At 41.2% G+C, this 14857-nt stretch carries 17 protein-coding genes and 1 pseudogene; 6 read left to right on the top strand and 12 right to left on the bottom strand.

Translation table 11 applies throughout. The annotated features are described in order from the left end of the window. Positions 1 to 54 precede the first annotated feature (54 nt). From HRJ06_RS13220 to acnA, 3 genes are all read right to left on the bottom strand, one after another. On the bottom strand, positions 55 to 579 hold the full coding sequence (locus HRJ06_RS13220; RefSeq protein ID WP_174733411.1) for a redoxin domain-containing protein: 525 nt from the start codon (positions 577 to 579) through the stop codon (positions 55 to 57). Positions 580 to 702: 123 nt separating this feature from the next. After that, on the bottom strand, positions 703 to 1119 hold the full coding sequence (locus tag HRJ06_RS13215; RefSeq protein ID WP_174733410.1) for a hypothetical protein: 417 nt from the start codon (positions 1117 to 1119) through the stop codon (positions 703 to 705). 223 nt (positions 1120 to 1342) lie between these two features. Then, positions 1343 to 4051: an aconitate hydratase AcnA gene (acnA, locus tag HRJ06_RS13210; RefSeq protein WP_174733409.1), complete on the bottom strand. Its 2709-nt coding sequence runs from the start codon at positions 4049 to 4051 to the stop codon at positions 1343 to 1345. 330 nt (positions 4052 to 4381) lie between these two features. Here acnA and sspO point away from each other — a divergent pair, with 330 nt between their 5' ends. Continuing rightward, complete coding sequence (sspO, locus tag HRJ06_RS13205) at positions 4382 to 4534, top strand: small acid-soluble spore protein O (protein ID WP_174733408.1); 153 nt, start codon at positions 4382 to 4384, stop codon at positions 4532 to 4534. A 92-nt stretch (positions 4535 to 4626) separates the two neighbouring features. Here sspO and HRJ06_RS13200 read toward each other — a convergent pair whose 3' ends face one another. Next, complete coding sequence (locus HRJ06_RS13200; protein WP_174733407.1) at positions 4627 to 4881, bottom strand: hypothetical protein; 255 nt, start codon at positions 4879 to 4881, stop codon at positions 4627 to 4629. Positions 4882 to 5002: 121 nt separating this feature from the next. Here HRJ06_RS13200 and HRJ06_RS13195 point away from each other — a divergent pair, with 121 nt between their 5' ends. After that, complete coding sequence (locus HRJ06_RS13195; protein WP_174733406.1) at positions 5003 to 5146, top strand: small acid-soluble spore protein P; 144 nt, start codon at positions 5003 to 5005, stop codon at positions 5144 to 5146. 99 nt (positions 5147 to 5245) lie between these two features. Here HRJ06_RS13195 and HRJ06_RS13190 read toward each other — a convergent pair whose 3' ends face one another. Both HRJ06_RS13190 and selA read right to left on the bottom strand, forming a co-directional pair. Continuing rightward, positions 5246 to 5944, bottom strand: coding sequence for a DUF421 domain-containing protein (locus HRJ06_RS13190; protein WP_174733405.1), 699 nt, complete (start codon positions 5942 to 5944; stop codon positions 5246 to 5248). A gap of 78 nt (positions 5945 to 6022) precedes the next feature. Continuing rightward, the gene (selA, locus tag HRJ06_RS13185) at positions 6023 to 7438 is read right to left on the bottom strand and encodes an L-seryl-tRNA(Sec) selenium transferase (RefSeq protein WP_174733404.1); all 1416 of its coding nucleotides are present in this window, start codon (positions 7436 to 7438) and stop codon (positions 6023 to 6025) included. A 95-nt stretch (positions 7439 to 7533) separates the two neighbouring features. Here selA and HRJ06_RS13180 point away from each other — a divergent pair, with 95 nt between their 5' ends. After that, the gene (locus HRJ06_RS13180) at positions 7534 to 7923 is read left to right on the top strand and encodes an Hsp20/alpha crystallin family protein (RefSeq protein WP_174733403.1); all 390 of its coding nucleotides are present in this window, start codon (positions 7534 to 7536) and stop codon (positions 7921 to 7923) included. Between the two features lie 266 nt (positions 7924 to 8189). Beyond that, positions 8190 to 8465: a YqhV family protein gene (locus tag HRJ06_RS13175; RefSeq protein ID WP_174733402.1), complete on the top strand. Its 276-nt coding sequence runs from the start codon at positions 8190 to 8192 to the stop codon at positions 8463 to 8465. Between the two features lie 21 nt (positions 8466 to 8486). Here the strand turns inward: HRJ06_RS13175 and HRJ06_RS13170 are convergent, their stop codons facing one another. Genes HRJ06_RS13170 through HRJ06_RS13160 form a run of 3 tightly spaced genes read right to left on the bottom strand, consistent with a single transcriptional unit; the run spans position 8487 to position 11039 of the window. Beyond that, positions 8487 to 9245 (bottom strand): ATP-binding cassette domain-containing protein, encoded by a 759-nt coding sequence (locus HRJ06_RS13170; protein ID WP_174733544.1) that lies wholly within the window; start codon positions 9243 to 9245, stop codon positions 8487 to 8489. A gap of 15 nt (positions 9246 to 9260) precedes the next feature. Beyond that, entirely contained in the window at positions 9261 to 10025 is a 765-nt protein-coding gene (gene ssuC / locus HRJ06_RS13165) for an aliphatic sulfonate ABC transporter permease SsuC (protein WP_174733401.1), read from the bottom strand. A gap of 21 nt (positions 10026 to 10046) precedes the next feature. Next, positions 10047 to 11039 carry a sulfonate ABC transporter substrate-binding protein gene (locus HRJ06_RS13160; protein ID WP_174733400.1) on the bottom strand — a complete coding sequence of 331 codons (993 nt, stop codon included), beginning with the start codon at positions 11037 to 11039 and terminating at the stop codon, positions 10047 to 10049. Between the two features lie 183 nt (positions 11040 to 11222). Here HRJ06_RS13160 and HRJ06_RS13155 point away from each other — a divergent pair, with 183 nt between their 5' ends. Together HRJ06_RS13155 and HRJ06_RS13150 are read left to right on the top strand one after the other, a co-directional pair. After that, positions 11223 to 11723 carry a DUF3231 family protein gene (locus HRJ06_RS13155; protein WP_174733399.1) on the top strand — a complete coding sequence of 167 codons (501 nt, stop codon included), beginning with the start codon at positions 11223 to 11225 and terminating at the stop codon, positions 11721 to 11723. Between the two features lie 71 nt (positions 11724 to 11794). Further along, positions 11795 to 13015 carry an MFS transporter gene (locus HRJ06_RS13150; protein WP_174733543.1) on the top strand — a complete coding sequence of 407 codons (1221 nt, stop codon included), beginning with the start codon at positions 11795 to 11797 and terminating at the stop codon, positions 13013 to 13015. A gap of 2 nt (positions 13016 to 13017) precedes the next feature. Here HRJ06_RS13150 and HRJ06_RS13145 read toward each other — a convergent pair whose 3' ends face one another. The 3 genes and pseudogenes from HRJ06_RS13145 to HRJ06_RS13135 form a co-directional block, all read right to left on the bottom strand. After that, positions 13018 to 13632, bottom strand: a complete 615-nt coding sequence (locus tag HRJ06_RS13145) for a YitT family protein (protein WP_242035242.1) — start codon at positions 13630 to 13632, stop codon at positions 13018 to 13020. A 210-nt stretch (positions 13633 to 13842) separates the two neighbouring features. Then, on the bottom strand, positions 13843 to 14427 hold the full coding sequence (locus tag HRJ06_RS13140; protein ID WP_174733398.1) for a cell wall hydrolase: 585 nt from the start codon (positions 14425 to 14427) through the stop codon (positions 13843 to 13845). A 236-nt stretch (positions 14428 to 14663) separates the two neighbouring features. Further along, positions 14664 to 14840: pseudogene (locus HRJ06_RS13135) on the bottom strand (Rdx family protein); the annotation flags it as partial. Positions 14841 to 14857: the final 17 nt, after the last annotated feature.

The following is a 14857-nucleotide window of genomic DNA, read 5'->3' as shown; positions in this document are numbered from 1 at the left end:
TTTAAATGATTATTAAAATTTATTACATATAAAAAAGCATTAGATAACTAATGCTTACTTAATTTTATTCACATACTCCTCAAGTTGTTCATAAGTCATTGAGCCGATATGTTTTGCAATAATTATACCTTGTTCGTTCAAAAAGTAGCTCGTTGGAATGGAGATAACGGAATACACTTGGTTCACCGAATCCTGTTCATCCAATAAAATCGGGAAGGTTAACTCATTTTCATCGGCAAAACCTGCTACATTGTTTTTGGAGTCAAGGTTGACCGCAATAATTTCAAGTTCACCGCCTGTCTTACTATATAGCTCTTGCATCGCTGGCATTTCTGCTTTACATGGCGGGCACCAGGTTGCCCAAAAGTTAATCATTACCTTTTTCCCTTTGAATTCTGATAACGTTACTTCTTTTCCTTTCAGATCTTTCAGGGTAAAATCAGGGGCCTCTTCACCGACAGCTGCAGAAATAGGCTTGCTGGCTATTACGGCATTTTGATCACTTTCCTCCATAGCCTGGACGATGGCCACAGAAAATAACAACAGCAGGAAAACGGGTGCAATCATTTTTCTGAACATGCTGCTCCTCCTTCTTTCAATTCGTTACTGTTTTTAGGAGTAGTGTTACCCATTATATAGGCTAATTATTTACCAAAGTTTAATGAATCGAATTGGGAACCTACTATTGTTTTTTATTTTACATTATACGAAGAGATGAAATATAGTTCGTATCGCCCAGAAAGCGAGGATAAATGTGACGATTCCGTAAACTATTGAGGAGGCCGCTAATTTGGCAGGCCAGTGGTGCTTTTGCCAAGAATATCCCATGTAAAGTCCAGCTGTGAGCAGCCCAGTTACAAACTCCTTCAAACCCCCAGGAAGAAAGAAAATGGCAGCAGGATTGTTCATTAACAAATCAGGCCGGAACAGTCCAATGCTCAGTTTATAGACAATAAACCCGATCAATAAGGCATTTGTTCCAGAGTCCAGAAACCTACTCTGAAATACCGGATAATTTTTGGTCTTATTTTTAATAACGTAAAAAGCGATTACACCGGACATTAAATAAAATAACCAAACATATTTAATTGTTAGCGCACCGATTTGGAAGGCTTCCACAGAATTTAAGCTCCTTTAGTACGATCTCACAGGAGATGAACTTATATTTTAATGCAATAACATCATACTAACAGCTGCAGTTTGTTGCAATTTTTAAGGTTCTCAGTCCAATTATTTTCGTGGGATTTTTCTACCTAAAAAATTGTTGGAGAATTTCACCAAATATTATCAAGACATAAAAAAGACACCATGCTCAAATTACGCATGGTGCCTTGGAAAGTTATTAAGCTTTTAGCTTATCACGAAGAACCATTTGCAGGATTCCGCCGTGACGGTAGTAATCGATTTCTACTTCAGAGTCAAAGCGGACAAGTGCTTCAAAAGTCACTTTGTTTCCTTGCTCGTCGGTAGCTGTAACTTTGACAAAATCACGTGGTTTAACAGTTTCGTCAATTTGTACATCGAAAGCTTCTCTGCCAGATAAGCCAAGAGTCTCTGCACTTTCGCCTTCCTTAAACTGAAGCGGAAGGACACCCATTAATACTAGGTTAGAACGGTGGATACGCTCAAAGCTTTCAGCGATAACCGTTTTAATTCCTAAAAGGTTTGTACCTTTAGCTGCCCAGTCACGTGAAGATCCCATTCCATAGTCCTTACCTGCAATAACCATAAGACCAGTGCCATCTTCTTTATACTTCATGCAAGCATCAAAGATAGACATTACTTCTTCTGATGGCCAGTAAGTAGTGAAACCGCCTTCTGTTTCAGGAGCAATTTGGTTCTTGATGCGAATGTTAGCAAATGTTCCGCGCATCATAACCTCATGGTTTCCGCGGCGGGAACCATAAGAGTTAAAGTCGCGTGGCTCAACGCCTTTTTCGCGCAAGTATTTTCCAGCTGGTGTATTTCTACCGATTGCACCTGCGGGAGAGATATGGTCAGTTGTAACTGAATCCCCGAATTTACCGACAATGCGCAAGCCATTTAATGGTTCAACTATACCTGGTTCAGGTGTAAGTCCTTCAAAGAATGGCGGGTTTTGGATGTAAGTAGAGTCGGAATCAAAAGAATACAATGGCTCATTGCCAGTTTGAATTTCATTCCATTTCTCGTTATCATCGAAAACATGCTGGTATTCTCTGCGGAACAGTTCAGGTGTTACTGTTCTTTCAACCACTTCATTGACTTCTGCAGTAGTTGGCCAGATGTCCTTAAAGTAGATATCGTTTCCGTCTTTATCTTGTGTAAGCGGCTCTTTAGCAAAGTCGATATCAACTGTTCCTGCCAGTGCATAAGCCACGACTAATGGAGGAGATGCAAGGTAGTTTGCTTTTACAAGCGGGTGGATCCGTCCTTCGAAGTTACGGTTTCCGGAAAGTACGGACGTAACTAGAAGATCGCTGTCAGCAACCGTTTGCTCAATTTCAGGGCGAAGCGGTCCTGAGTTTCCGATACATGTTGTACAGCCGTAACCAACAAGGTTGAAGCCCATTTTTTCCAGGTAAGGAAGCAAGCCGGAATCACGAAGATATCCAGTAACAACCTTTGAACCAGGAGCTAATGATGTCTTAACGAACTTAGGAACTTCCAGACCAAGTTCAACTGCCTTCTTGGCAACCAGACCTGCTCCAACAAGCACGTATGGATTTGAAGTGTTTGTACAGCTTGTAATCGCTGCAATCGCAACTGAACCAGTTTTCATAACTGCTTTGTCACCATTTGCGAATTCAACTGTGGCTTCTTTAGCAATTTCCTTCTCATCAAGTCCGAAACCTTGGTTACCTGCAGGAGCAGTTAACGCTTCGTTAAATGACTTTTTCATAGCTGATAAAGGAATTAAATCTTGAGGACGCTTAGGACCTGAAAGATTTGCTTCAATATCAGAAAGGTTAATTTCAACAACATTAGTATAAACAGGTTCTAATTCAGGATCGAAGAATAAACCGTTTTCCTTGCTGTACGTCTCAACAACCTTAATTTGCTCTTCTGTACGTCCAGTTAATCGCATATAAACAAGAGATTCATCATCTACAGGGAAGAATCCGCAAGTAGCACCGTATTCCGGAGCCATATTAGCAATTGTCGCACGGTCAGCCAATGGAAGCGCTGGTACGCCAGGTCCGAAGAATTCAACGAATTTGCCAACAACACCTTTGCTGCGCAAAACTTGTGTTACTTTTAGCGCAAGGTCAGTAGCTGTAGCGCCATTAGGCATTGCACCGATTAATTTAACACCGACAACTTCAGGTACTGGGAAATAGGAAGGCTGTCCTAACATGCCTGCTTCTGCCTCAATACCACCAACTCCCCAGCCAAGTACACCGATCCCGTTGATCATTGTTGTATGAGAGTCAGTACCTACAAGAGTATCTGGGAATGCTTCGAATTCACCATCAGCATTTTCAAGTGCATGGACAACGCTTGCAAGAAACTCAAGGTTTACCTGGTGAACGATTCCGGTTGCTGGCGGAACAGCACGATAGTTGTCGAAAGCTTTTTGAGCCCAGCTAAGGAATTGGTAACGCTCTGCATTACGCTCAAATTCAAGCTCCATGTTTGCATCAAGTGAGTCAGGAGTTCCGTATTTATCAACCTGAACTGAATGGTCAATAACTAGATCAACCGGCTTTTCAGGATTGATTTTATCAGCGTCCCCGCCTAGATCTGCCATGGCTTTTCTTAGTGACGCCAAGTCAACAACAGCTGGGACACCAGTGAAATCTTGAAGAATGACACGAGAAGGCTTAAATGGAACATCCACTTCCCTTACCTCGCTAGTTCCCCATTTTGCTAAGTTTTCAACATGCTCTTTAGTAATTACTCTGCCGTCCAGCTGACGAAGCACGGATTCAAGCAATACCTTGATTGAATAAGGCAGTTTGGAAACATTTCCAATACCTGCTTCCTCTAGTGCAGCTAAACGATAATAATGATAGCGTTTCCCGTCGAGTTCAAAAGACGAACGGGCTTTAAAAACATCATTGTTTGACATATGTTTACCCCCTTCTTTCGTAAACATTTTATACGATAAAAATGTAATTGTCGAAAAGTTTGAATTATGTCAGGCACCCTAACTTTTCTCACAATTCTAATCTTAATATAATCTTGTGTATAAGTAAATAACAAGAAAGTTATTGTGCTTGATAAGTTATTCTTATGGAAGTTTTGTTTTGTATCGTTTTAAAGTGAATAACGGTGTTAATAAGTGGTATGTGAAAATTATCATATGTTCAATTTTTTAGTTAATATTATTGCAAAAAAATATTTTTTGTATGTTGCGCCTCAAAAAGGAAAAACTACCTTTGGTGGAGGTGATGTTCACATGGTTAAAAGAAGAGCAAACCATCTCATGGATGAAGGAATGAATGCAGCGAAGGCCCAAGGTAAAGGGGCTGGCTATAATGAAGAATTGTCAAATGAGCCGCTGACTGAAATGCAAAAGCAAAACAATAAAAAGCGGAAAAAGAACCAATAGAGATTAACCTATCGTGATGGTTCCGCATAATTCAACAATTTGTGATAATTTTCAGCCGAAAAACAAGCGGAAGGGATTCCCTTCCGCTTGTCCTATTCATTCACTTCTTTAACGATTGTCTGCAAATCCTGCTGAAACTTTTCCAACTGTACACGCTGATGTTCGGATGCGACCTCCAGTGCGTTGGCAATTTGTTCGAAGGCCTCATTGACTTCATTTTTTAAATGCTTTAGCTGGTGCCCATAACTGGCACTGTCACGGACTATATCATAATAAAAGCCTTGGGCTTCTTCATATCCTTGTTGTGCTGCCTGGAATGCCTGCTGTTTATTTTTATGGTAAGGCATTATTGTTGTTTCCCCTCCTTTACTAGATGTGTACCGTTAAATTGCTCAAATCACAGGCAAAATATTCGGTATAAAAATAGCAGAAAATCTCATCATATAGAACAGGAGGGATGATCTAAAAATGAATAAAAATGACGGCAAAGATATGCGTAAAAATGCTCCTAAAGGAGACATGCCTGGACAGCCGGCGCCGCTGAGTGGGTCGAAGAAAGTGAAAAACCGGAATCACTCCCGCCAAAAGCATAACGCTGGGCATGACTTGTAAAATAGTTGTAAAACAAAAAGCTGCCCATAAAAAGGCAGCTTTTGGATTGTCGAGGTACTTTTTTTGATTAGCTTACCTTGTGTGTTCTGAACGCCACCACTAAGTAAGATCCCTATCTGTCCGCCTGTCGATATATAAAGAGCCATCAGGCTGAATTTCCGCATAGTACACATCTGCCAGGTCAGCATTTACCTGTTTTAATTGATTGTCCAGCCAGCTTTTATCCAATCTTAAGTTTTGAAGGTTCCGGGTCATGACCTGGCCCTTTAAAATAATCTCTGTAGGAATCGTAACAAATTTTTTCACCTGTTTTTTAATGTGCATATCTTGTTTGGTTACTGGCTGAAATTCTTCTTTGCAAAGAACAGATAGCCTCCCATTTGTCTCCATAATGGCATAGTTTACTTCCTTAATGGAAAAAACTTTCCGGTTTCGCAGCATAAGATTGAGCTCATCCATATCAAGCCTCAACCGGCTGAGTGCTTTCTCCATTACTTTACCTTCCCTGATGACAATTTCAGGCTGCCCATCAATAATTTTTCGAGCGGTTTTGAATTTAAAGTTTATATAATCAACTAAAATCGTGAGTATAGTCCAAGCAAGAATAGCAGAAAGTCCTAGCAGAGCATTCATTTTTGTATTTAAAGAAATTGTTGCAGCAAGGGATCCGATCGTTATACCTGCCACATAATTAAAGAATGTAAACTGTGACACCTGCTTTCTCCCCATAAGCCTTGTAAGGAATAACAAACAAAAAAACGTAACAGCTGACCGAGTTAAAACATCTATGTAGGCCATTCCCGTCTCCCCTTTGGAATAAAGATAGTTTTATCTTTTCCCCAAGGCGGCCGTTTTACAAGTTAACTAAACATTTGATTAATGGGATTGGAGAGCTTTCAATGCGCTGATAATAGTAGTCTGCTCATTTTTTCCCACGGTCCTAAGATCAAAATGGATTTCTTCCTTATGAATACGAGCAATTATCGCTGTTGAACTATTGTTTCGCAGTTTGGAAGATAGCTGCTCTGCTGTCAGCGAATGATGCTTAACGGCCGCTACCCATGTTGGAAGCTCAACGTCTGGCATTGTTCCCCCGCCTACTTGGCTGTATGTCTCTTTTAAACTGACCGAAAATCCCTGTGTTCTGGATTCAAGTTCATTGATAAACCGCTCAGTCCGCTCTTTTATTTCTGCTTTGGAGGTTAACAAATCGCGGACAGCGGGAATGTTGTGAAGACCCTTTTCCCCTTTGAGATAATCAAGCAAGGTTCCTTCTAAGGCTGCTAGCGTCATTTTGTCTACCCGGACGATTCTTGCAAGCTGATGTTTTTTTAAAAGATCGATATATTTCTTTTTACCGGCAATAATCCCGGCCTGAGGCCCGCCAAGAAGCTTGTCGCCGCTAAAGGATACCACATCGGCCCCCATTTTTAATACTTCCCCGACGACCGGTTCATCGCCGATACCGTGCTTTCGGTAATCGTATAGAACACCGCTGCCAAGGTCCTCATAGAAAATTACGTTATCATGGCGGCTTGCCAGTTCTGAAAGCTCTTCTGTCTCAACTGATTTCGTAAAGCCAATCACTTTAAAATTACTAGTATGTACTTTTAAGATCATCGCGGTTTCATCAGTAATTGCTTTTTCATAATCATATAAATGAGTCTTATTGGTCGTACCAATATCCACCAGCTTAGCGCCGCTCTCTTCCATTATTGAAGATATCCTGAAAGATCCGCCTATTTCTACGAGCTGTCCCCTGGAAACAATAACTTCTTTATTTTGGGCAAGGGCTTTTAGCACTAAAAACACAGCGGCAGCGTTATTATTTACAACCATAGCTGCTTCTGCCCCAGTGATCTTTTTTAAAAGGTTTTCAATATGGGTGTGCCGTGACCCGCGCTCTCCTTCCTCAATCTTATATTCTAGGTTGGAGTAGTTTTGGGCTATGTCGGCTACATGCTGGACAGCTCGGTCACTTAATCTGGCTCGTCCTAAGTTTGTGTGCAAAATAGTTCCTGTTGCGTTGATAACTTTTTTTAATGTATAGCTGTATTGTTGTTTCACCATTGTATTTGTTTTTTTAAATAGCTCGTCAATAAAAGCTAGCTGCCCTGGCTCGGATCCATTCCAGCTACCTTGCAGGATCCTCTCTCTTGCATCATCAAGTGTTTGCTGCAGGACGATCGTCAGATGCTCAAAGTCGATTTCATTCTCCTCCATTAAAAGGTGAAACTCATCTGTTTTCTGAAGCTCGTGCACAGGTGGCAGGTACCGTAATAAATGTTTCACTCATATCCCTCCATGATTCGGATCAAATTTATTATATCACTTTTCACTTTAAGGAAAACGCGGAATACACTATTGTAATCAGGGAGGTTAGTTATATGCGAGATGATAATAAAAAGCCCTCATACAGCCTTGATGAAATGGAAAAGTGGCTTGAGTATTTCTTCCGTGATCCGTTTACAGCTTATCTTGATCAAACCCAGTTCAGAATTGACATTTTTGATACAGAGTCACATTTCATTCTAGAAGCACTTTTACCAGCTTCCTCTGCATCTGACATAAAAATTACGATTGAACAGTCTTCGGTAAAGATTTTTGGGCAAACAAAAGCTGGCAAAGAAAGAAGCCGAACAGTAGAGCTGCCATTCATTGTAGTTAAAAAGGATGTAACCGCCTTTTTTAAAGATGCGATACTGGAGATATACATTTCAAAGCAAAAGCTAGGCTCTGGCTTAAATCGTGACATACCTATAAAAGAAAGCGATTAGGCGTAAAAAAATCCTTATGGCAGATAATCAAAACCTATTGTCCGCTTGCATTATGTACCTAAAAGAAGCATTTCTTCTATTTGAAGAGATGCTTCTTTCAGATAAAGATAAGTTCCTTGTCCTTATAGGAGGAACCCCAAGCAAGTTTTATGTTCTTATAAAATCATGTTGTCTATACAAATTTAGCAAAAAATTAAAAACCTTGTCCTTGCCTTCCATTTCTTTGCATATACTGTTCTAGAAAATGTGATTCGTAGGAGGATCTTATGTTTACAATTCTAGAAAAGGCAGTTCTCGGAATGGCTTTGTTGCGAATTCTCTCAGGAAGCATTGAAATCTTTGTGGCTTTCTTGATGTTAAAGCTAAATGATGTTGAAAAAGCATTAATGTTAAACAGCTCTCTTGCCTTTGTCGGACCCGTAATCCTGATAATCACAACCACGATCGGACTTTGGGGACTGGCTGATAAAATTTCCTTTATAAAAATGTTTTGGATTCTTCTTGGTGTCGGCATTATCCTTTATGGGGTTAAAAGCAACTAAGTTAACCTACAAAGAGCCGGTCTATCGTTTACTAACCAGTCTAAGATCACTATCATTGCTGCGGCCCATAATCCGGTCCAAAATCTCTTCTACATAAACGGAGAATGCCTGGTGCGTTCTTACACGGGGCCTGGAAAGTGCGATCACTTTATTTAAGACGATCTTCCCTTCCTCTATTAAAATCACCCGGTCTGCAACAGCAACAGCTTCTTCTACGTCATGTGTCACTAGTACAGAGGTGATCTCTTTTCTGCTCCAAAGTGATTCAATCAAGCTTTGCATTTCAATCCTTGTTAATGCATCTAATGCGCCAAGCGGTTCATCTAGGAGCAAGAAATCTGGTTCATGGACGAGGGCCCTCGCGAGAGCCACTCTCTGCTTCTGGCCTCCGGACAGTTTCGAAGGCCAGTCATCACACCTGTCTTCGAGACCAACGTTTTTTAATGCTTCCAGAGCCCGGGGCCTCCAATTACCTGAAAGCCCGATCCCGATATTGTCGATTACTCGTTTCCAAGGCAAAAGACGTCCATCCTGAAACATGATTCTTGCCTGTCTATTCAAGCTTGTTAGCTTCTTGCCTTGGATGGTAATGTTTCCATGATCATATGTCTCTAAACCAGCCAGGAGCCTGAGTAATGTACTTTTGCCGCATCCGCTTTTGCCGACAATCGCTACAAACTCACCTTCCCGAATATCAAGATTAATGCCATCCAGGACAGTTAGCTGATTGTAGGATTTCTGAAGATCTTCAATCTTAATTGTAATTTGCTCCAAGTTAATCCCCTCCCATTCAGCTTAGTTATTCCAGCGAAGCCATTTATTTTCGAAATATCTTGCAATGACATCTGAAAGTTTTCCAAACAAAGCATACAGCACAATTGCTAATACGATGACATCCATCTGCATAAATTCCCTGGCATTCATGGCCATATATCCTATTCCAGAATGGGCCGATATGGTTTCAGCTACGATTAAAGTGAGCCACATGACTCCCAGCGAAAAGCGGACTCCAACTAAAATAGAAGAAAGTGCACCTGGGAATATAATCACGAAAAAAAGTTTGGCCCCTCTTAATCCGTAAGCCCTCCCCATTTCAATCAGTCCTTTATCAACCGATTTAATTCCATGATAAGTATTAATGTAGATCGGAAAGAGAACCCCAAGAGCAACGAGAAATATTTTTGACATTTCATCTATTCCAAACCATAAAATCACGAGTGGAATCAACGCTAAATGGGGAATATTTCTTAGCATTTGAATGGATGTGTCAAAAAGCAATTCGGAAATTCTCGATATTCCGTTAAATAGCCCAAGTAAGAAGCCGATCAATCCGCCAATGAGAAACCCTGCTAAAGCTCTCCACAGGCTAATCGAGATATGGTCATAAAGTTCTCCTGTTGATAAGAGGGTTACGCCAGCTTGAAACACAGCAGTTGGAGCAGGAAGGATTCTAGATGGGATAACTCCTTGCCAGGATAGGATCTGCCAGCTAAGAAGAATCAGTGATGGTATGGCCCAAGGGGTGAATTGTCTTCCAAATCCTTTTAAGGTTGGTGTCAACAGCTTCTCCTCCTCCCACTTTTATTGATTGGATTCTTTCATAACATCCCTGACATTAACCTTAGTTGGAATGATATCAAGGCTATAAAATAAATCTGCAATTCCCTGCTGCTCTTCTATAATATCCTCAGTAATCGGGTCGACTCCGTAAGTACGCCTGGTTATCGCCATGCGAATCGTTTCTTCATCTAATTTCAAAGCAGGAACCAGCAGGTCGACAAGTTCGTCATGATGGGTGTTAGACCAAACAGATGAAGCTCCAACTTCTTCAATAATCACGTCCAATACATCCTGATGCTGACTGGCAAAGGCTTCGTGAGCTAAAAAGAAGTCCCGATCTGTTGTAAGTCCTTCCCCGTTAACCAGCAGCCTTGCATCTGAACCGACCTGAGCAGAGGCTGCAAATGGATCCCACACAGTCCATGCGTCAATATTTCCCTGTTCAAAGGCCACTCGTGCGTCTCCCGGCTGGAGAAAAGCTGGGGTGATGTCATCATAAGACAGTCCTGCTTTCTCAAGAGCTTTTACAATTAAGTAGTGGGAGCTTGAGCCTTTTGCGAAGCCGATTTTCTTTCCTTTCAGGTCCTCAAGAGAGGTGATCTCTGAATCCTTTGCAACTAAAATGCCGCTTCCCTCAAATTTCGGTGCTCCCGCAGCAACATAAACAAATGGTGCTCCTGCTGCTTGTGAGAATATTGGCGGTGTATTGCCTGTGCGTCCTATATCAATACTTCCTGCATTCAAGGCTTCTACAAGTGCCGGTCCAGCCTGAAATTCCTTCCATTCAACAGTAAAGCCCACTTTTTCAAGCCGTTTTTCCAAGGTTCCAAGCGATTTTAAAATTAGCAAAGGGCAATTCTTTTGGTATCCAATCCGCACGACAGCTTGCTCAGAGGTGGCTTCTTCATTTTCTCCATTATCATCAGCCATTTTCGTATTCCCGCATCCAGAGAGAAATAAAGCAGCAAGCAGAAACGAGCTAATCAAGGCGTAAAGGAAATTTCTACTTTTCATAGTTTACGTCCCCTTTTCTTATGTTCTATTTCGTGCAGTTTGATTTTAGGCGTATAACTATTTCAATCTGTTTTAGACTATGTTATACCGCCGAGTTAGTTTCCTGTCCTAAAACGAAAAAAGACATATTTTTTCCGAAAAAAGAAAAACTACTAAAGATGTAAACAATAGGAGGGTAATCAGATGGGAATTTTAAGTGGTAATCCACAGGATGAGCCGTTACACGCAGGTGAGGTGTTTCATCTCTGGACACATTTATTTGAGACAAAAAGCTTTCTCGTAACGCTGCAGATTATGTTAAATCACACGGGAGATCACGATTTAAAGACCTTTATTGGGGATTTGACGGAGAATTGTATAACACAGGAAGGCCAGCAATCAGAAGCCATTTTAAAGGAAAACGGAATCCGTCTTCCGCCAGCTCCGCCTGACCGCCCAAAGGTACAAATCGAGGACATTCCGGCAGGAGCAAGATTCAATGACCCTGAAATAGCACTTGCAATTGGCAGGGAACTTAAGCTAGGCAAGCTGATGGGCACTTATATTACGGGAATTGCGATTCGTGAGGATGTTGCCCAAATGTTTAACGATTTTAATACACAAAGAGCGGAATATGAGGATAAGCTTTTAAAGCTGACGAAGGAAAAAGGATGGCTCACTCCTCCGCCGTTAAATCTAAAATAAAAGGTAAAGAAAGTTCCGCCTTTTATGAAACTAAAGGAGTGTAATGACAGTTGGCTTCTAAAAATAAAGGAATGACAGTTGCTGCTATAGGGTCAATCCCATTAATCATGACCCTCGGGAATTCAATGTTAATCCCGATTTTACCGCAAATGAAATCGGCACTTAAACTGTCGCAGCTGCAGGTTAGCTTGACCATTACAGTTTTCTCAATAGCAGCGGCTATTTTTATACCCGTGCTAGGCTACCTTTCTGACAGATTTTCAAGAAAGATTGTCATTATTCCAGCCCTGATATTATATGCGGTTGGGGGATTGCTGGCTGGTCTTGCTTCAGCTGGATGGCCCGCAGCCTATATATGGATACTAATCGGGCGAACCTTACAGGGAATTGGTGCAGCAGGTACTGCCCCTATTGCAATGGCGCTCACTGGGGACTTGTTTAAGGGGGGAGAACAAAGCCGGGTCCTTGGAATTGTCGAGGCTTCTAATGGTCTTGGCAAGGTAATATCACCAATCCTTGGATCGCTTCTAGGTCTTCTGTTCTGGTATGCAGCATTTTTTGCTTTTCCGGTATTTTGTATCGTATCGATCTTTTTGACGTGGCTATACGTAAAGGAAAAAAGTCACCGTCAGGCTCCCCCCCCATTTGCTACTTATGTAAGAGGACTGTTCAGTGTTTTTAAGCATGAAGGACGCTGGCTGTTTACAACCTATTTAGCAGGGGCAACATGTTTGTTTACCTTGTTTGGAATATTATTTTACCTATCAGATATTTTGGAAAAACAATATACAATTGACGGAGTTAAAAAAGGGTTTATCTTAGCAATCCCTCTCTTGGTAATGGTGATTACAGCCTATTTTACCGGAGCAAAAATCGGGAAAAATATGTACCTAATGAAGAGGTTAATTGTATTAGGATTTTTGTTCATGACGATCTCCTACGGGTCCCTTGTGTTTGTTGAGAAACTGGTTCCTTTTCTAATGGTTCTGGTCCTTAGCAGTGTTGGAACAGGACTTGTGCTCCCTTGTCTTAACACGTTAATAACTGGGTCAGTCGGAAAAGAACGGCGTGGGTTCGTTACCTCTCTGTATGGCTCTGTCCGGTTTCTTGGTGTCGCCCTTGGACCGCCTGTTTTTACGAGGCTCATGGCCTGGTCCCGTCCGGGTATGTTCATTTCCCTTGCTGCCTTGACACTTGTCGTCGGCCTGCTCGCATTTTTGATGATTCATATTGCTAAGCCAAAAGGAGACAAAGACCATATCAATGAATCATACCGCTATAACTACGTCTAATTTTACTTTTTACGCCAACTGAGGGTATAGGCCTGATAATAGTTAAGGCTGCATATTATATCAATCATTTTGGTTGAGATCCACTGGCTTATAAGCGCTAGGATAATAATATCCCAGCTGATAATGGAGGCAGTCAGTAGAAAAATCAATCCATTTATCCAAAATAAGGGTCTGCCTGGAAGAGTATTTCTCGAGGTAGCAATGATCAGGGCAATTACCCCGACCCCGCCATTGGAGACATTTTCTCTAAGGAGCAGTCCAACACCGATCCCAAGAAAAATCGAGCCAAGCACCAAATCAATCCAAACGTTTCGAACGGGGATTTGCATCATGTTTTGAAAAAAGTAAACAGAAAACGATGTAACTGTGATTGAAAGCATTGTCCAAATCGCTACACGATTACCAAGAAATTTGATGGCCAGAACAAGCATGGAAAAATTCACGATCCAAAGAGCCAGCCCCATGTTTATGTGTAGCCAATAGTTTAACAGAACGGCTAATCCTCCTGCGCCGCCTGAAGGTATGGCGTGGGGGAATAAAAATAAACCCATACCCAAGCCTTGTATGGTGCCTCCTGCTAGTACGAGGCTATTCTTTCTAAGAAAACGTTTCATCATTATAATCACCCATCGGATTTCAAGTCTGGACATGTGCGTTTGTAAGTAGGTAATAAAGAGCCTGGTGGCTTAGAACTGGCAAGGAAATGGGATAAGCTTTACCTTAAAATTTATTCGCCTGTCCAAATAATATGTATCCATTGAATGAATAAAACATAAATAAAAAAACGTCCGGCTGGATTGAGCCGGACGTTTTACCTTATCATTTGGTTATTTTGCAAAGACATGTTCACCAATTTTTGTTGTCACTGTTTTAGTGCGGATCCATTGATCATTTGTCTTTTTAGGGTTGAAAAAGAACAAGGAGCCTTTGCCGTTTCCTTTACCAGCCAGTGCGTCTTCAACCGCTTTTTTGGACTGAGAGCTTGCTGGTTGTTTAATGCTGCCAGTCGCAACAGGAGTAAACTGTCTCTTCTGGTGTACGACATTGTGAATAGTATCTGGGAATTGCTCGCTTTCGACTCTGTTTAATACAACAGCAGCAACCGCCACTTTTCCTGCGAAAGGCTCCCCTTTTGCCTCTGCTTCAACAAGTCGTGCCAGCAAATCTTTTTCATATGAAGTTAACTCTGGATCTGGGAGTTGAAGCTTTTCTCCCACTTTAAGATAGTGAGACTTCTTTTTGTTAACATCTGTAAGTTTCTCAACAGATACGCTGTGTTTAATAGCAATTTTCCAAAGAGAATCTCCGCTTTTTACTGTATAAGTTCCTGCCGCTGCAGCAGGCGATACAAAAACAAACATTAAGATAATGGCAAACAAAATGATAGGGTATATTGCTCTAGTTAGTTTCATAGTTCAAACCTCCTATAAAATATCCTCTCTTACCCTAACATTCTATTAAACCTCTTTTCACTATTAAAAATCTGGAAGAATAACAAAAAAATAACATCAATCTGTAAATCTATCATTACGAAAAAGACAAGGTTTAAAAGCATGAACGACGCTTGTCTTTATATGGAGAATAAAGTTATTTCATAAAAAAGGACAAATAAAAAACCCAGGAACGGCCTGGGTTTACGACATTTTATTTACATTTGCCTGATAATTTCAGCAGCTTTTGGAAACACACCGGTTTCAAGCTTGGAATAGAGCTTTTCTTCATTAACGATTACTTCAAATGCCCCGCCAGAACTTGGCATGAGTTCCATTAACTGAATGTCTGATCTAAAGTGGGTAAACATTTCTTCCGCGAAACTCGCGGCTTTAGGAGCGTAATTTCATT

Origin of the sequence: Mesobacillus harenae (assembly GCF_013343715.1) — a bacterium.
Classification (GTDB): domain Bacteria; phylum Bacillota; class Bacilli; order Bacillales; family Cytobacillaceae; genus Mesobacillus_A; species Mesobacillus_A harenae.
Note: the sequence above shows the minus strand (reverse complement) of the source record. Positions and strands in the feature narration are given on the sequence as shown.